The 18,943-nt window shown below is 38.5% G+C and carries 12 protein-coding genes; 8 read left to right on the top strand and 4 right to left on the bottom strand.

Annotated features, from left to right (window positions below; all coding sequences use genetic code 11):
- Nucleotides 1–3: 3 nt before the first annotated feature.
- On the top strand, nucleotides 4–564 hold the full coding sequence (locus K2X50_06675) for a hypoxanthine-guanine phosphoribosyltransferase (GenBank protein ID MBX9586927.1): 561 nt from the start codon (nucleotides 4–6) through the stop codon (nucleotides 562–564).
- A 21-nt stretch (nucleotides 565–585) separates the two neighbouring features.
- Here K2X50_06675 and K2X50_06670 read toward each other — a convergent pair whose 3' ends face one another.
- On the bottom strand, nucleotides 586–2,553 hold the full coding sequence (locus K2X50_06670) for a DUF2779 domain-containing protein (protein MBX9586926.1): 1,968 nt from the start codon (nucleotides 2,551–2,553) through the stop codon (nucleotides 586–588).
- A gap of 288 nt (nucleotides 2,554–2,841) precedes the next feature.
- On the opposite strand from K2X50_06670, the gene K2X50_06665 reads away from it, so the two are divergent.
- Genes K2X50_06665 through K2X50_06655 form a run of 3 tightly spaced genes read left to right on the top strand, consistent with a single transcriptional unit; the run spans nucleotide 2,842 to nucleotide 8,296 of the window.
- Entirely contained in the window at nucleotides 2,842–5,664 is a 2,823-nt protein-coding gene (locus tag K2X50_06665; GenBank protein MBX9586925.1) for an N-6 DNA methylase, read from the top strand.
- Entirely contained in the window at nucleotides 5,657–7,576 is a 1,920-nt protein-coding gene (locus K2X50_06660) for a DEAD/DEAH box helicase family protein (GenBank protein MBX9586924.1), read from the top strand. The genes K2X50_06665 and K2X50_06660 overlap by 8 nt, the downstream gene beginning before the upstream one ends.
- Nucleotides 7,577–7,588: 12 nt before the next feature.
- Nucleotides 7,589–8,296 (top strand): hypothetical protein, encoded by a 708-nt coding sequence (locus tag K2X50_06655; GenBank protein MBX9586923.1) that lies wholly within the window; start codon nucleotides 7,589–7,591, stop codon nucleotides 8,294–8,296.
- 19 nt (nucleotides 8,297–8,315) lie between these two features.
- Here K2X50_06655 and mfd read toward each other — a convergent pair whose 3' ends face one another.
- The gene (gene mfd / locus K2X50_06650) at nucleotides 8,316–11,759 is read right to left on the bottom strand and encodes a transcription-repair coupling factor (protein MBX9586922.1); all 3,444 of its coding nucleotides are present in this window, start codon (nucleotides 11,757–11,759) and stop codon (nucleotides 8,316–8,318) included.
- A gap of 86 nt (nucleotides 11,760–11,845) precedes the next feature.
- On the opposite strand from mfd, the gene K2X50_06645 reads away from it, so the two are divergent.
- Nucleotides 11,846–12,598, top strand: a complete 753-nt coding sequence (locus tag K2X50_06645; GenBank protein ID MBX9586921.1) for a hypothetical protein — start codon at nucleotides 11,846–11,848, stop codon at nucleotides 12,596–12,598.
- Nucleotides 12,599–12,603: 5 nt separating this feature from the next.
- On the opposite strand, the gene mnmA is transcribed toward K2X50_06645, so the two are convergent.
- Entirely contained in the window at nucleotides 12,604–13,701 is a 1,098-nt protein-coding gene (gene mnmA, locus K2X50_06640) for a tRNA 2-thiouridine(34) synthase MnmA (GenBank protein MBX9586920.1), read from the bottom strand.
- 20 nt (nucleotides 13,702–13,721) lie between these two features.
- Entirely contained in the window at nucleotides 13,722–14,306 is a 585-nt protein-coding gene (locus K2X50_06635; protein ID MBX9586919.1) for a pseudouridine synthase, read from the bottom strand.
- A gap of 102 nt (nucleotides 14,307–14,408) precedes the next feature.
- Between K2X50_06635 and icd the strand changes: the two genes are divergently transcribed.
- The 3 genes from icd to clpA all read left to right on the top strand — a co-directional run bounded on the left by icd (nucleotide 14,409) and on the right by clpA (nucleotide 18,938).
- Complete coding sequence (icd, locus tag K2X50_06630; protein ID MBX9586918.1) at nucleotides 14,409–15,665, top strand: NADP-dependent isocitrate dehydrogenase; 1,257 nt, start codon at nucleotides 14,409–14,411, stop codon at nucleotides 15,663–15,665.
- Nucleotides 15,666–16,304: 639 nt separating this feature from the next.
- Complete coding sequence (clpS, locus tag K2X50_06625) at nucleotides 16,305–16,631, top strand: ATP-dependent Clp protease adapter ClpS (protein MBX9586917.1); 327 nt, start codon at nucleotides 16,305–16,307, stop codon at nucleotides 16,629–16,631.
- A gap of 24 nt (nucleotides 16,632–16,655) precedes the next feature.
- Entirely contained in the window at nucleotides 16,656–18,938 is a 2,283-nt protein-coding gene (gene clpA, locus K2X50_06620) for an ATP-dependent Clp protease ATP-binding subunit ClpA (protein MBX9586916.1), read from the top strand.
- Nucleotides 18,939–18,943 lie beyond the last annotated feature (5 nt).

Below are 18,943 nucleotides of genomic sequence, written 5' to 3'. Positions count from 1 at the left end.
ACAATGAATTTACCTCAAGATATTAGAGATGTTTTTTCTAAAGCAAAATGTCTTTTTACAAGAGACCAAATCGAAACAGCGCTTGATGAGATGGCGAAACAAATCAGTGAAAAATTAGCGGATAAAAATCCCGTATTTCTCTGCGTAGTGATTGGCGGAATTGTACCGTTAGGTAATTTACTCCCACGACTAGATTTCCCTTTAGAAGTGGATTATGTCCATGCAACGCGTTATCGCGGCGCAACATCGGGTGGTGAATTAGTTTGGAAAGCAGAACCAACAAATAGCCTACAAGGTCGAACAGTCATAATTGTTGATGATATTCTGGACAGTGGATTGACTCTCGCTGAAGTAGTCAATTATTGCCAAAAGAAAGGCGCGAGTGAAGTATATACTGCTGTGCTCGTTGATAAAACCGAAGCTCGACAACCCGGTGGATTACCAACAGCAGACTTTAAAGGTGTTGATGTTGGAGATTATTACGTTTTCGGATACGGTATGGATTACAAAGAATACCTGCGCAATGCACCTGGAATTTACGCTGCGGCTCCGGAGCATATGTAAATAGGTCGATGTTAGGGCACATTAACGTATGATATCCACCCAGCCCTCATAGAGCATTACCATTGCCAAAGTATCGAGTTCACAGTATCTGAGCAAACCTTGACATAAAGCATCGCGCTCTTCATTACTTATATCTATAAATTGCAGTCGGGCATAGGCGGTTGATGCAGCTCCACCATGTTGAATTTTATCTTCTTGACTCATTAACTCCAACTTTTCTTGATCTATCTCATCAAAGAGTTTAGGTAATCGATCATAAGGATTAACTATCTTCCCATTGACTTCTTGAAGCCAAGTCCAGTCATGGAAATTAAGACTAGATATCCCACCAGCAGCACCGTAAATAGGTTTATTGTATTTGGTTTTTAGCCATGATGATGAATTCAATAATGCTGGCAGAACATCTTTAATTGAGTTGGATCCAAGAGTAGCTGGATCATAATAATATGTTTTGACTAGATCCAACATATCCACCATGCAACGAGGACCACTCCATACTTTCTTCCTATTTTCCCTTAATATAGTTATAGATTTGATAAAAGCGATTAGCTCATTTTTATCTTCTGGTGGATGATTATCAGTCAATAATTGCCGGACTATTTCATTAAGTGTCGTGTTTTCATGAGTAAAATACTGAAAAATAGTCCCATCGTCCTGTGATAAATTCTCGCGTAAATGACGCACAAAGTCATAGTTAGGAAACTCACCTTGATTCACATTCAAATATTGTCCAGCATGGGTGACAGTACCATCAGCATCAACTCTATGATGAGAAAATTGAAAAGCAATAAGCTCGTAAGGATGCCGGCCTTTAACAAAAGGAATCGCAGGCTTTGCTGTTTCAAAATCAATGAAATGCAAAGGAAATACCCATTGTTTCATTTGTTGTTTTAACCCAGGCAGATCAATATACGGTGAGTTATCATTATTCTTAACCTTTTCGACTTGTAACCATTGGCGTTGAGACTGCGATAGAGTTTTTTCTTTTTCGGGTATCGGTTCTATATCTTGCTCTTCAACATCCGCTAACTTTACAATTCCACGAGAAATTAAAGTATCGAGCTTTTCTCTCAAGTTCCAAATTTCAAGAACATTGGGCTGAGAAAAATCGCTCTCGTCCCACCCAAGTACTTCCACCCAACATTCTTTAAAACCAGACTTCATTTGATTTTCTTCATCACCAGTGCACGTAAATTCACATTTTTTGCATTTGCTACCAAGTTCGGGCTTAATTTTTTTCCCTAAGCTATGTTGTTCGGATAAAAAATTTACTTGATCTGAAAAAGTTCCATGTTGATAGTCCGATCTTTCAAAAATCTGTTTAACTGCCTCGTCAACAGGCAGTTGGATTAGTAGTTTAGTGTCTAAATCAGCTTCACTAAGGTTGCTGCTAACTTTAACGGCTTTCCTATCATTACTATCTTGAATTATTCTAAATTTTTGGTTCATTCCTGAGGTAGTGGCTATAGCATTTTTATCCGCTAACATTAAGAAACTTTTGATCATAGCTTGAGGATAGACTAAGCTAAGAACATATGTCTGATAGGCTACATCAGTGATATAAGGACTCCATTTTGAACTTACGCTCCCATCATTATTCAAAATTTTTGTGGTGTTAACATCATATGATTTTGCCTTGACCTCGATTAGGTCAAAATGATTGCCGTCTTTTATAAGAATATCAACACGCGCGAATAAATTATTATGACGAATGGCTGCTTCAAAGATAATGGCCTGATCTTCATTGAGTAGACGTTGTGTTTCGGTAATCTGCTCTTCTATTGAGTGTGCTTTGATTTCAACACCACCTGGAAAGTACTGTTTTGCAAGCTCACCCACTTGATGGCCACTATCTGCCAATTCTTCTAGAAATGGATCAATATTTTTTTGATTAGCATATTCAGATGACCTAGCTGCATAATAGAGTTTCGTTGGGCACTCCAAGGCCGATTTAAGGAGGGATTTTGTAAGAAATTTCATTGACATTATTTACTCTACTCAAATCGCGAAGTTAGTAATTCTGCTTCGCACCTCATTAAAAACTAGCCAAAAAACATATTGCCCCATTTATTGATTATAGGATCGAAATGCAAAGCGTCAAATCGCAGAAAAGATCTGCCTTCATGAGTCACATTAATTTCAGGTTGGCTTTCTTATTTTATGCTATATTTAAACATATAGAGCATCAATTTCCTCTATTATGGTATTTTTAGGTGCATTGATAAAGGCTCAATGCCTTAAAAGATGCGATAACAAAGACAAAAAGGTAGAACAGCTATGGACATGGTACAGATTGAGAACAAACTTAGTGGATTGGTGAAACATATCTCAGACGAGACCTTCGTATTTGACTTTCTCAGAGCATACGGAGTTGCAAAAAGTGAAATAAACTTAATGAGATTTGGAAAGCTTAATCCTTCTAAGAAAGATGACCAACTTATTTACAGGAATAAATTGCTTTTTCAAAAAGCGACAAGCCAGGATATCGATGACCGCTTCGCCACTCTTTGCGATGACTTGACTGAGCACAAAAATAAACCGAGATTGATCCTAACTACTGACTTCAAAAGACTTCTAGCGTTTGACAACAAAACGAATAAGAAGATAGATATTCATATTAAAAATCTTAATGACTATTGCTCATTTTTCGAGTCATTATCACCTGGCATGGTGAATGAACGTAAAAAAAATGAATATGCTGCAGATCTCAAAGCAGCAGAGAAAATGGCAAAACTGTATGATAAAATTCAAAAAGATAATCAATTCAAAAGCAAACAAGAAGAACACGACTTAAATATCTTTTTTTCAAGACTTATATTCTGTTTCTTTGCCGAAGACATTAAAATCCTTAGCAAGAATACCTCCGAAGAGGTTGTTTTCACCAGTTACATCTATAAATATACAAAAGAAGATGGCAGCGATCTTGATAAGAAACTAAATGAACTTTTTAGAGTATTGAATACCGAAGAGGAATTACGAAAAAACACCCAAGACTATCTAAATAAATTTCAATACGTGGATGGCAGCTTATTCAACAATGGGTATCACATCCCAAAATTCACAGGTAAATCTCGTAAAATGATCATTGAATGTGGTGATATTGATTGGTCCGAAATCAATTTAGATATCTTCGGGTCTATGATGCAAGCCGTTGTTAATAAGAAAGATCGCAGTAGATTAGGAATGCACTATACATCACTCGAAAATATCATGAAAGTAATAAAACCACTCTTCCTTGATGAGTTAGAGGAAGAATTCAATAAAAACAAAAGCGATCCCGGGAAACTCAATAACTTACTTCAAAGGCTTACAAAGATTCGTATCTTTGACCCGGCTTGCGGATCCGGTAATTTTCTTACCATTACCTATAAAGAGCTATGCAAACTAGAAATGGAGATTCTTGAATGCCTAAGGTATCTGGATACAACAATGGATATTCCATTTTCGGTGATTTCACTACGTCAATTCTATGGTATAGAAGTTGATGATTTTGTACGAGAGATAGCTACTCTTTCACTTAGCCTGTCAAAAATTCAATTTAATAAACGTTTTCAAAAGAAATTTAATAAATCACGGAAATCTTTGCCCCTTGATAAAAAGAACAATATTTATCTTGGAAATGCTACTCATATTGACTGGGAAAACATATGTCCTAAAGAAAAAGGTTATGAAATATACATAGTTGGGAACCCTCCCTATCAAGGACATACCAAACAAGGAAAACAGCAGAAAAAAGATATGGATATTGTATTTAAAAACAACGGAAACTATAAAAATTTAGATTATATTTCTTGTTGGTTTTTAAAAGGGTCAGAATATATTGCAAACACAACCTATAGTTTAGCATTTTTAACGACAAAATCTATATGTCAGGGAGAACAAGTGCATGTGCTTTGGCCGAAAATATTCTCAAAATGTCTCGAAATATCATTCTGTTACAAACCATTTAATTGGATAAACTTTGCGAAGAATAATGCTGGAGTAACTTGCTCAATAATAGGTCTTTCATCAAAGAAAAGTACTAGAAAAAAAATATATAGCAGTGGTAGATACAAAGAAGTGAATAGAATTGGCCCTTACCTTTCCGAGTCCAACATTGACACTATGATAATAGGCCGTAGACAACCTCTATCAAATATCCCAACAATGGTTTTTGGAAACATGCCAAGAGATGGTGGCCATCTGCTTCTATCTAAAAATGAAATGAACGAAATAATCAAAAAAAATATGCTGTCGAAAAAATATATTAAACGAGCTCTAGGTTCGCGCGAATTTATAAATGATATTAGGCAATGGTGCCTGTGGATTAAAGATAATGAGGTAAATGATGCAATAAAAAATCCCCTGATAAAGTCAAGATTAGAACAGGTTTCAATTATGCGTAATGCTAGCAAGGCAAACTCAACTAGAGCCTTCTCTAAGAAACCACATCGATTTATACAAATAAGCCATAAAGAGACTTCAGCTATTATCGTACCAAGAGTTTCATCAGAGAAAAGACATTATATTCCTATAGGCTTTATAGAAAAAGGTATTATTGTAAAAGATCGTGCTAATGTCATCTATGACGCTCAACTCTGGTTATTTGGGATTTTAACATCTCAGATGCATATGGCATGGGTTAGAGCTGTAGCATGTAGCCTTAAGAATGATTACAGTTATTCAGCCACGCTTTGTTATAACACATTCCCAATTCCTGAACTCTCAGACAAACAAAAAAACATCATCGAACACCTCGCGAACAACGTGTTAGCAGAACGAGAAAACCACAGTGAAAGAACCTTAGCTGAACTCTATGATCCTAAAAAAATTCCTTTAGGTCTGAAAAAGGCTCATGAACAACTCGATTTAGTTGTAGACCAGTGCTATCGTTCAAAACCGTTCGCATCTGACGACGAGCGTTTGGAATTACTATTTAAACTTTATGATGAGATGATTGCTAATGAAAAAGCCGAAAATAATGAAAAAAAGATACACACTCACAAAGTTGTCAAAAAACTCGCCCATAAAATGAACAAAGATGAGCATCATCAAAAGAAATTGACGGAGACTGTTTCTGAAAATGTTGCATGGTACCAAAAGAGGAAAAAACGTGCGTAACATAATTGACATTAACTATGCTCAAACTAGTCAGAGCACAAAACTTAACACACTGGGTATGCGCGAAATGCAAGAACGTGCTTACGCTGTGCGCGATGCTCAATATCTCCTCATAAAAGCACCTCCAGCTTCTGGGAAGTCACGAGCGTTGATGTATATTGCGCTCGATAAACTTGCGCACCAAGGCATCAAAAAGGTCATTGTAGCCGTTCCCGAAAGATCAATTGCGGGTTCATTTAAACCTGTGGATCTTAAGTCTCATGGTTTCTTCGAAGATTGGCAACCAAATCCAGAGTTTAACCTGTGCTTAGGAGGTGCTGATAAAAGTAAAATAAAAACGTTTATTCGCTTCATGAACATCGATGAAAAAATTCTTATTTGCACCCATGCTACCCTTCGATTTGCTTTCGATGAAATCGATACAGAGCAATTTAATAACACTTTAGTCGTTATCGATGAATTTCACCACGTCTCTTCCGATAGTGACAATAGTCGATTAGGACGTCTTTTGCACGCAGTGATGGAAGGTTCGAATGCCCATGTGGTTGCAATGACTGGCTCATACTTTCGTGGAGATGCTGTTCCGGTGCTGATGCCCGAGGATGAAGAAAGATTTACTAAAGTCACCTACAATTATTATGAACAACTTAATGGCTATACTTACCTCAAATCATTGGGATTGGCTTATCCATTTTATCAAGGTAAATACACTTCTGCTATTGGACATATTTTAAATACAGATCAAAAAACCATCTTGCATATCCCAAATGTGAATTCAGGTGAATCTACCAAAGATAAATACCAAGAAGTTTATGATATTTTGGACATTATTGGGGAAGTGGATCATCAAGATCAGGAAACAGGGATCATTTATCTCAAGCGTCACTCCGATGGTAAAATGCTTAAAATCGCGAATTTAGTTGAAGAATCACAACGTGATCGAGTCATTAACTATCTGCGAAACATCAAGAATGTCGATGATATGGATTTGATTATTGCACTAGGAATGGCGAAAGAAGGTTTTGATTGGCCTTTTTGTGAACATGCTCTCACAGTAGGTTGTCGTGGTTCCTTAACAGAGGTCGTTCAGATAATTGGACGCTGCACTCGAGATAGCCCGAATAAAACCCATGCTCAATTTACTAATTTATTAGCACAACCTAATGCCACTGATGATCAAATCACTCTATCGGTAAATAACATGCTTAAGGCGATTACTTGTTCATTGCTAATGGAACAAGTTTTGGCCCCTAATTTTAAGTTTAAGACCAGATCGTCAGATCACAATAAATCAAAATCCGGTGAAATACATATCCGTGGATTTAAAGAGCCCAGTACGGCGCGAGTTGAAAAAATTATTGAATCAGATCTTCCTGATCTAAAAGTTTCAATCTTGCAAGATGACACGATGATAAGGGCAATTTCTGGAAATCTCGATCCTGAGGTTATTAATAAGATTATTATTCCAAAAATAATTCGACTTAAATATCCTGATCTTTCAGAAAATGAAGTAGAAGAAGTACGTCAATATGTTGTCGCTGATTCCATTGTTAAAGCAGGTGTAATACAAGCAAATGGCAACCAACGATTTATTCGTATAGCAGAACACTTTATCAACATTGATGACTTACATATTGACCTTATTGATCAAATCAATCCCTTCTACCAAGCCGTGGTCTATTTATCAAAGACGGTCACGGCAGACGTCTTGCATTTAATTCAAGAAGCTATAGAAGCCACACGAATTGATATGAGTGATGAAGAGGCCATGTTGTTATGGCCAAAGATCAAGCAATTCGTTAGGGATCATAATGGAAATCGACCAGACATAAATTCCTCAGACCCGCTTGAGAGAGTGTATGCTAGTGCACTGATTTATCTAAAAAAAGCACGTAGAGAGCAACATTTGTAATAGGAGGTTGTTGTGGAAAGACAAAAATTACTCCGATTAATCGAAGACGACGATCTAGAACTATTAAAATTAGAGCCTGAAAAACCACCTCCAGTTACCGAGAATGAAAGACTGCTAATTTCATTTCAAGAAATTAATAGATTTGTCTCATTACACGGACGCGAACCTCAGACAGGTAATGATATTCAAGAAAGCAAGCTTTTCGCTCGTCTCGAAGGGATACGTAAAAATAAAGAAAAAATTCAAATTCTTAGAGAATTTGATATACACGATTTATTGAATGTTGAAGTTAAAGAACTCAACACTATTGAAGATGTGTTCGCAGATGACGATCAAGGACTTTTAGAGGATGATGCCAACAACATTTTCAAATTGAACCATGTTCCTCAAAAAAAGAGGACGCCAGACTATATTGCTGTTAGAAAACCCTGTAGAGATTTTGAAAAATTTCACAAATTATTCACAGATTGTCAGGATGACCTCGCTTCAGGCATGCGAAAACTGGTACCTTTTAGGCTTGAGCAAACTATTGATGAAGGACATTTTTATGTTCTCAAAGGAGTTCTTGTTTATGTTGCTAAAATCGGCAAGCGCCAGATCAATGGTGTCAGAATAAATCCTCGTCTTCGCTGCATCTTTGAAAACCAAACGGAATCAGACTTATTATTACATTCCTTAGCTGCGGCTTTATATAAAGATGGTAAACGCGTTACCGATTAGCTCGATCAGTATCTAATTTTTATGTAAGGTTAGAGAGTAATTGCTGAATTGAAGAAATCTTAGAGGCGGTATCTGCCTTTTGTGTATTGAATCGAATGCAATTAGCGCCTTCAAATCGATATTTTGTAGGTTGTGATTGAATTAATTTAATTAAATTCTCGACGTTGATTTTGGGTTCTGGTTCGAGATCGAGACGCCCGTTTTGTTGTCGAACAAGAATTTTTGTAATACCGAGTCGTGTAGCGAGAAGTTTGATTTCGGCAATAATAAAAAGATGACGCGCAGGGTCAGGAAGCTGTCCAAATCGATCGATAAATTCAACTTGTAACTCTTGAAGCTCTTCATTATTTTTGCAACTTGACAGCCGTTTATACAGTGTCAATCTTAAATTAATGTCGTGTACGTAGGTTTCAGGAATTAAAGCGCTAATTCCCAAATCGATTTCTGGACCATGATTAATTTCACGATCAAGATCGATACTTTCGCCCGATTTAAGGGCTTTAACAGCGTTTTCGAGCAGCTCAGTATAGAGGGTAAAACCGACTTCTTGAATGTGTCCACTTTGTTCTTCACCCAATATTTCTCCAGCACCGCGAATTTCTAAATCGTTGGTCGCCAGCGCGAAACCTGCACCGAGATCAGAGAGACTAGCAATAGCTTCTAAGCGTTTTTGAGCATCAGCAGTGAGAATGTTCTCCGGTGGTGTGAGTAAATACGCATAGGCTTGATGGTGCGATCGACCGACACGACCACGAATTTGATGCAATTGCGCCAGGCCAAATTTATCGGCTCTATTGATAATAATGGTATTGGCGGAAGGTACGTCAATACCGGACTCAATGATTGTTGTGCAAACCAAAACACTAAAACGGCGATGATAAAAATCTGCCATCACTTTTTCTAATTCACGTTCACGCATTTGTCCGTGAGCGACCCCTGTTTTAGCTTCAGGAACTAATTGTTCAATTTCGTCAGCGATTTTTTTGATGGATTTAACATCATTATGCAAATAATACACTTGTCCGCCACGTAAAATTTCACGCAACATAGCTTCTTTGATCAGTGCAGGGCTATATTCATGCACAAAAGTATTAATTGCCAGACGACGCGCTGGCGGTGTTGCAATAATTGATAAGTCTCTAATGCTCGACATTGCTAAATTAAGTGTGCGTGGAATGGGAGTCGCTGTTAGGGTTAGAATGTCAACGTTAGCTCGTAATGATTTAATTCGTTCTTTTTGTCTGACACCAAATCGATGTTCTTCATCGATAATCAATAAGCCAAGATTTTTAAATTTGATATCGGGTTGTAGTAATTTATGTGTGCCGATAATAATATCAACTTTACCTTCAGCACAATTTGCGAGAATCGTTTGTTGCTCTTTTTGACTTCTGAAACGAGAAATCATTTCGATTGTTACCGGAAGTTTTGCAAACCGATCCCTAAAATTGTTGAAATGTTGTTCTGCAAGTAACGTTGTAGGGACCAAAACAGCGACTTGTTTTTGATGGTACGCAACAATAAACGCAGCACGCATCGCAACTTCTGTTTTACCAAATCCGACATCACCACAAATTAATCGATCCATAGGACGCGTTTTTGCCAAATCATTAATGACCATTTGAATGGCTTGCTGTTGATCGGGCGTTTCTTCAAAGGGGAAGGTGGCGGCAAAATCAACATATTCGGTCGGTAAAGCACCGTAGCTGTCGCGTATTTTACTTTCACGTCGAGCATAAATATCGAGTAATTCGGCAGCGGCATCGCGAGCTTTTTCAGCTGCTTTTCGTTTCGCTTTTTGCCAACGGCTGGATCCGAGTTGATGCAAGGGTGCGGTATCAGTATCTGCTCCAGAATAACGACTGACTAAATGTAATGAACCAACAGGCACATAGAGTTTATGTTTTTCAGCATATTCTATTGTTAAATATTCAGCTTCGATTCCGTCTGTAGTAATACTTTGAAGCCCTAGATAACGACCTACACCGTGATCAATATGCACGATGGGAGAGCCAATTTGAAGTTCAGAGAGGTTGCGAATGAGTGTATTAGGATCAAGACTACGTCCTTGTCTGCGACGTTGTTGAATGACTTTTTCTCCGAATAATTCGCCTTCAGTAAGAATCAGTATATTCTTGTCTTTTAAATTTACACCTTGAAATACAGGTGCAGTAGTAATGCCGTGTTGAGTTGAGCTGGAGATAAAATTCTCAAGATAATCGAATGTCTCGGGTTTAATGTTGGTTTTTTGTAATAAATCGTATAGTACTTGTTGACGACCTGCTGATTCAGCTACCCAAAGCACACGAATATTATCATCAAATAATGATTTTAGGTGGTGAGAAAATTCTTTTTTTTCTTCTATAGATACACTTGGTTTTTGAAGGTGTAAATTAATACGTCCAGGCTTATCTTCAACTTTTTCGTGAGTAATTTTAATCTGAGGGAATTTTTTAATATGTCCAAATAATTCATCGATAGCCAGCGTTATATCATGAGGAGCTAAAATAGGTCGTTCAGTATCGTAGCGAAGTTGTTCATAGCGAGAGAGTACTTCTTGACGAAAATGTTCTGCACCTGTTGCAATATCTTCAACAGAAATGACAAGTGATTGAGTGGGTAAATAATCAAATACTGATTCTAATTTGTCGTAAAAAAGAGGGAGGTAATATTCAATGCCGGGTGCAGTTAACCCATCGCTTATTGATTGGTATAGAGGAGATTTTGCAGGATTACCTGAAAAATTTTCGCGCCAGGACTGTCGAAACTGTGTTATGGCTTCTTCAGTGAGAGGATATTCTTGTGCTGGAAGTAAGGCTATTTTTTCAACAATTTCGAGAGAACATTGAGTATCAGGATCGAAGGTTCGAATGGTTTCTATTTCATCATCAAACAAATCGATTCTGTAAGGCAATAAGCTTCCCATCGGATAAAGATCAATGATGGATCCTCGTTGAGAATACTCACCATGCTCTAAGACTTGTGAAGTTGCTCTGTATCCAGCACGGATTAAGCGCTGTCTGAATGCGTCGCTATCAAGACGCATGCCTTTAGTAATAGAGAAAACGTGAGCTTCTAAATGCTGACGAGGTGCAATACGGTGCATTAAGGTGTTTACAGGAACAATCACAATCGCTCTTTTTGTCTCAGGAAGTTGGCTCAAGGTGAGTAAGCGTTCAGAGATGATGTCTTGATGCGGTGAAAAATGATCGTAGGGCAAAATCTCCCAGTCTGGCAAAAGGTACAATGGTAGTGGATCTGTTGGAGAGTTAACAAAGAGCAATTCATTGTGTAAGCGTTTAGCGCTGAGAGAATCGGAGGAAATTATTAACACTGGTCCGGATGCCTGATGTGCTGCAGATAGTATAGATAGGGCAATGCCGAGCCCAGAGACTTCCCCCCAAGACTGTACTTCACCAGGATTCTTTGGCAAATTGAGTGTAAATAGTGTATTATTTTTCATAGATAGCGCCCCTTGGGAAGGCATTTTAGCATTATTTATGCTAGAATACTAAGCATCCGGTATCTTACATCTTAGAAGGAGTTGAGATGTTTACGTTCAAAACGAAGGCTCAGTCATTGAGTGAAATCATTATCAGTGGTTTATCTTTATATTTAGCAGGATTAAAATCACTCTGGCCCTGGTTCCTTTTATTAGCCCTGATGTCTGGAATTCCTAGTTTGATTATGGGGTATTTGCTTAGACAACATTATCCTGAATCTGTTCTTATAGTGACGGGAATTTTGATGCTGCTTGTGTTACCCATCATTATTTTTCTTGTAGGCTTTATCCTTCATCAACTATTCCTGGTTGGTACTCAAACCACGATGAGTTTTCAAGAGTCTTCACAATATGTACTAAAAAAATTACCTCGATTATTAATTGCATTACCCATTATTTCCATACTGAGTTGGTTTGGATTGATCTTCTTAATTGCGCCAGGGGTTTTTATTGGCGTAGCATTTGTATTTGTTGCGCCATTAATTCTTCTTGATGATTATTCAGTCGTTGAGTCATTCCGCAACAGTTGGTTTTTAGTTTGGAACAGTTGGTGGAGAACATTTTCAATTATTGTAATTCCATTAGTTCTGAGTATTTTAGTTTCGCCCTATAGTTACGCTCAAATCCCTATTTTTTCATTCGGCCGAGTTGCGCTTAGTGTGATTGAAACATCTTTAATTAATCCGTTGTTTTTTTCGCTGATGTTGACGATGTACTATGATTCTAAATTACGTCATCATATACCCATGCGTCTTCCGCGAAAGAAAAAAGGAGAGGTTCAAACATCTGCTACAAGATAAGACGTTCAGCGACTGAGGTTAAGTGGGTATTCTGAATGGATAACCCCACCTCCTAAGCAAACATCATCTTGATAAAATACGATGGATTGCCCTGGAGTGATTGCACGTTGTGGCTGTTCGAAAATGACTTGATATTCCCCATCAGATATAGCGTTAACCTTACAGTTTTGATCGCTGCAGCGATAGCGTATTTTTGCTGTACATTTCAAGGGTAATTGTGGCGTTGCTTCATCAATCCAATGGATGTCCTGACAAATCAGAGAATTACTCATTAATAGAGGATGATCATGTTGTTGGGCTACGATTAGAGTATTTCTTGCAAGATCTTTTGTGACTACATACCAAGGTGCTTCAGTAAAATTATTAAGACCACCGATTCCTAAACCTTGTCTTTGTCCTAAAGTATAAAACATTAAACCGCTGTGTTTTCCTATTATTTTTCCATCGTCAGTTTCAATGTTACCGGGTTGTGCTAATAAATATTCACTGAGAAAAGATTGGAACTTTCTCTCACCTATAAAACAAATGCCTGTACTATCTTTTTTAGCATGATTGATAAATCCATAGTTTTGAGCCATTGTCCGCACTTGTGTTTTTGTTAATTCACCTAGTGGAAATCGACTGTGAGCTAATTGATGTTGGCCTAACGTATACAAGAAATAACTTTGATCTTTATTGGTATCTATGCCTCGTAATAATTGAAAGCGGTTACCTGCGTGAATGCGTGCATAATGACCGGTAGCAATAGCATCTGCACCTAAGGAGAGGGCATGATCTAAAAATGCCCGGAATTTAATTTCTTTGTTGCACAAGATGTCTGGATTTGGTGTTCGACCTGCGGCATATTCATCAAGAAAATGGCTAAAGACCTTATCCCAGTATTCTTGGGCGAAATTGACGGTTTTTAACGGAATATTGAGTTTGTCGCAAACGGTTCTGGCATCGGTTAAGTCTTGTGTGGCAGTACAATAAGGATCTTTATCGTCGCTGTCCCAATTCCGCATGAAAAGACCAGTGACTTTATAGCCTTGTTCACACAACAAGGCGGCAGTGACAGAAGAATCAACACCTCCCGACATTCCAACGATGATGTGCTCTTTCACAACAATTCCAACTCCAAAATCTAACTCGAGGTTTCCTCTTCGAGGGTAATATCATCATCTGAGAGTGAGGGTTTAATCTCACACCATTCACCAGGAGCAAGACCCGCGAGCGTCCATTCTCCGATTTTAAATCGAATTAAACGCAACGTAGGGAAGCCTACGGCAGCCGTCATACGACGAATAAGTCTATTTCTACCCTCACGAACACCAATTTCAAGCCAACACGTTGGTATAACTTCTCGAAATCGAATGGGTGGATCTCGATCCCAGACAGTGGGAGGCACGATGAGCTTAACTTCAGCCGGTTTTGTCGGTCCATCGTTCAGCTGAACGCCGAGTTGAAGTTGATTAATAGCATCGTGGTTGGGTTTTCCCTCGACTTGAACCCAGTAGGTTTTTGTCAGCTTAAATTGGGGATCTGAAATTTGATGTTGAAGTTTACCATCATCGGTTAAAACGACCAAACCTTCACTATCTCGGTCTAATCGCCCGGCAGGGTATACATTTTTGACTGGAATAAAGTCTGCAAGGGTAGAACGCCCTGATTTATCCGTAAACTGAGTTAAGACTCCATACGGCTTATTGAATAAAATCAGTCTGCTCATCGTTCAAACCTCAATCTTAGTAATTTCTATCATTCCAAAAGCGTGCTGTGATTGGTATAGTATACAGGATTTTACATTCGATTTGATAGAGGGAGTGACTCAATGAGCGATAAGAAAATTCAAGTGCCTGCGGAAGGTGAAGCAATTTCTGTGAATGCTGATGCTACGTTAAATGTACCCAATAATCCTATTGTACCTTTTATTGAAGGTGATGGTATTGGTGTGGATATTACTCCAGTGATGAGAGCTGTAGTTGATGCTGCTGTAGAAAAAGTCTATGGAAATAAGCGAAAAATTGCATGGATGGAAATTTATGCCGGTGAGAAAGCGAATCAGGTCTATGGTAAAGATGTTTGGTTGCCGGATGAAACATTGCAGGCAATACGAGATTATGTGATCGCAATTAAGGGCCCTTTAACGACTCCTGTTGGTGGTGGTATTCGTTCTTTGAATGTAGCCCTTAGACAAGAATTAGATTTGTACGTGTGCCTACGACCAATACGCTATTTTGATGGAACACCAAGTCCAGTGCGCGAACCTCAGAACACAAATATGGTGATTTTCCGTGAGAATTCTGAGGATATTTACGCAGGTATTGAGTGGGCTGCTGATACGGATGCGGCAAAAAAAATCATTAAGTTTTTGCAGCAAGAGATGGGTGTGAAAAAAATACGTTTTCCAGAAACTTGCGGAATCGGAATTAAACCTGTTTCTAAAGCGGGAACAAGTCGGTTAGTTCGACGAGCAATTCAGTACGCAGTTGATAACAATCGAGATTCAGTAACATTAGTTCATAAGGGCAATATTATGAAATTTACTGAGGGCGCATTTAAAGAGTGGGGTTATCAAGTTGCTCGTGAGGAGTTTGGTGCTCAGCCTTTGGAAGGTGGACCTTGGCATGTGTTTAAAAATCCTAACACTGGAAAAGATATTGTCATTAAAGATGTTATTGCTGATGCATTTTTACAGCAAATTTTGTTACGTCCTATGGATTATGATGTGATTGCAACGTTAAATTTAAATGGTGACTATATTTCTGATGCGCTCGCAGCACAGGTCGGTGGCATTGGAATTGCACCAGGTGCAAATTTAGGTGATACCGTGGGAGTTTTTGAAGCAACGCATGGTACTGCTCCAAAATATGCCGGAAAAGATGCTGTGAATCCAGGTTCATTAATTTTATCGGCTGAGATGATGCTCAGACATTTTGGATGGATTGAAGCGGCCGATTTAATTATTGCATCGATGGCACGTACTATTAAAGCAAAAACAGTGACGTATGATTTTGCGCGTATATTAGAAGGCTCGACGCAATTAAAAACGTCTGAATTCGGTCAAGCGATGATTAAACAATTTTAATCAAGAAATTTTTTACATAGAGCTACAATGATTTATCCTGTGGCTCTACGCTGCTGAAAAAAATTGATGTTGTGGAGATGGACTGGGCAAGACAACCTTTTCAAGACCGCCGTAAATACATCCGTGTAGTCTTCGTTCGGACATCCATGTCCTCAACGATCTTGAAAAGGTAGATCTTGCCCAGTCTTCTCAACTTGGTGCTAAATTCTTATTTTTGCGGCTCTGGAAAGCTTTTTAAAAAAAGTTCCGGAAATATTTTGAATTTTCTTGTGGCAAAAATTTAATTATCCTGAGTCGTGTAGGCGAAGAATCCAACTTTCTTGGAGGAAAATAAAGCGCAGCGAGGGGGACCCGAGCGAGCCATTTCCGGAAAGACAGTCGGATTCTCGCGCCGACTTTGAGAACTCAATAAAGTTTAGTGCTACTGCGGCGGTCGTGAAAAGGTAGATCTTGCCCAGTCCAACTCCTTATATATTTTTAGTAAAACAATACTAATAAATAGCAAATATAATGCGTTATGAGTCGCGGGAAAATGAAAATGCGGTGGTGCCCGGCGAGCACTAAATACTCAAAATTGCCTATGGCTACCGCGATACGACAAATTTTAAATATCTACTATAATGACAGTAAGAGGCATGTATGAATGAGAAGTTGGCGCCAGTTATAGAGAGCGAAGTAGAGGTTGGTGAATTATCTGCCGACCTGAAGGTGAAGAAGCCATCAATGTATGTGGTCATACTCATCAATGACGACTTTACACCGATGGAGTTTGTAATAGAGGTGCTTATGAAATATTTTGGTAAAAGTGCAGAGTTAGCAAGATTGATTATGTTACAGGTGCATTATCAAGGACGTGGAGTATGTGGGGTTTTTACACGAGAAATTGCAGAAACCAAAGTTACTCTTGTTAATGCCTTCGCGCGTAGTCATGAACATCCACTGTTGTGCACTATGCAAATTGCATGACAGAATTTAAAGGAGTGAATGGCCATGTTTAGCAAAGCATTGGAAGTGACATTGAATTCAGCCTTCTCACGAGCACGTGCGAAGCGACACGAATTCATGACAGTTGAACATTTATTTTACGAACTTCTCGACAACCCTGAAGCTCTAGAAGTACTCGTTGCATGCAACGCAAACGTAGATAGACTTCGTGCTGGAGTTGGTATATTTATAGACGAAACGACACCATTATTACCACCTGGTAACGATAAAGATATCCAACCAACACTCGGATTTCAACGCGTATTACAACGCGCAATATTTCAGGTTCAATCATCTGGTCAGGCAGAAGTCAGTGGAGCAAATGTACTCGCTGCAATATTTGGTGAACAAGAAAGCCAAGCCGTTTACTTTTTATCACAAGAAAAAGTGAGTCGCTTAGACGTTATTAATTATATTTCACACGGAATATCAAAAATACAACACATGGGTGGAGCAACACACCTCGAACATTCAGTCGACATGGGAATGGGTGGAGACCAAAACTTCCAAGAAAGTTTACTCGAACGTTATACCGTCAATCTAAACGATCAAGCTATGCTTGGAAAAATCGACCCTCTCATTGGTCGACAAGATGAAATTGACAGAACTATTCAAGTTCTATGCAGAAGACGAAAAAATAATCCATTATTTGTTGGTGAAGCAGGTGTGGGAAAAACAGCAATTGCTGAAGGACTCGCAACGAGAATCGTAAATAAAAAAGTTCCAGAACCGATGCTCAATGCTGTCATTTACTCACTCGACTTAGGTGTATTGCTCGCTGGAACAAAATACCGTGGCGACTTTGAAAAACGATTTAAATCTGTACTAAAAGAGCTAAAATCTATTCCGGGTGTCATTGTTTTCATCGATGAAATTCACACCATTATTGGTGCAGGTGCTGCATCAGGTGGAACCATGGATGCATCAAACTTATTAAAACCATTATTAAGTAGTGGCGAATTACGTTGCATGGGATCAACAACATTCCAAGAATATCGCACTATTTTTGAAAAAGACCGTGCATTGACACGACGATTTCAAAAAATTGATATTAGTGAACCTAGCGTAGAAGATACCTATCAAATACTGCAGGGATTGAAAACGCGCTTCGAAAGTTATCACGGAGTGAAATATACAAAAGAAGGTTTACGTGCTGCAGCAGAATTATCAGATCGATACATTAATGAACGTCATTTACCTGATAAAGCAATTGACGTTGTAGATGAAGCCGGTGCATTTCAACGACTACAACCAGTGAATAAACGTAAACGCACTATTGGAAAGCGTGAGATAGAAGAAATGGTTGCTAAAATAGCACGAATTCCATCTCGTAATGTTACTGCTACTGATAAAGAAGTGTTGCAAAACTTAGAACGCGATTTAAAAATGCTCGTTTTTGGACAAGACCATGCCATCGAATCACTTGCAACTGCAATAAAACTATCACGTTCTGGATTACGTGAACCACAAAAACCAGTAGGATCATTCTTATTTGCTGGACCAACCGGTGTTGGTAAAACGGAAGTGACTCGACAATTAGCAACTACTTTAGGGGTAGAGCTTGTTCGGTTCGACATGTCAGAATATATGGAAAGGCACAGTGTTTCCCGATTAATTGGTTCACCTCCAGGTTATGTTGGATACGAAGAAGGTGGTTTACTCACTGAAGCAATTACAAAACATCCTCATGCCGTATTACTCTTGGATGAAATTGAAAAAGCGCATACCGATATTTTCAATATTCTCTTGCAAGTAATGGATCACGGAACATTAACTGATAATAATGGACGGGTAGCTGATTTTCGACATGTTATTATTGTGATGACAACAAATGCCGGAGCAGATTTATTAGAACGCTCATCAATGGGATTTTTAGATGCTGATGTCACAATAGATGGCAGTGATGCAATTAAACGTATGTTTGCACCTGAATTTAGAAATCGATTAGACGCTGTTATTCAATTCCGACATCTTGATCCTGCGATATTAAGTCGAGTGGTAGATAAATTCTTAACAGAACTCGAAGTTCAGCTCGCTGCACGAAACGTTGTGATTGAAGTAGATTCTACGGCGCGTGAATGGTTAGCAATACATGGCTATGATCGAAAAATGGGTGCACGACCAATGGCAAGATTAATTCAAGAGCAAATTAAAAAGCCATTAGCTGATGAATTAATTTTTGGACGCCTTGTTGAGGGTGGAAATGTATTTGTCACAATCGAAAATGACAAAATTGTTTATAAAATTAGAGAGCTAGTAACGAGTAGATTAGCGACTCAAAAACAATAGATGCA

This window comes from Gammaproteobacteria bacterium, from assembly GCA_019748175.1.
Classification (GTDB): Bacteria; Pseudomonadota; Gammaproteobacteria; order JAIEPX01; family JAIEPX01; genus JAIEPX01.
This window is presented reverse-complemented; position numbering and strand designations above follow the sequence as displayed.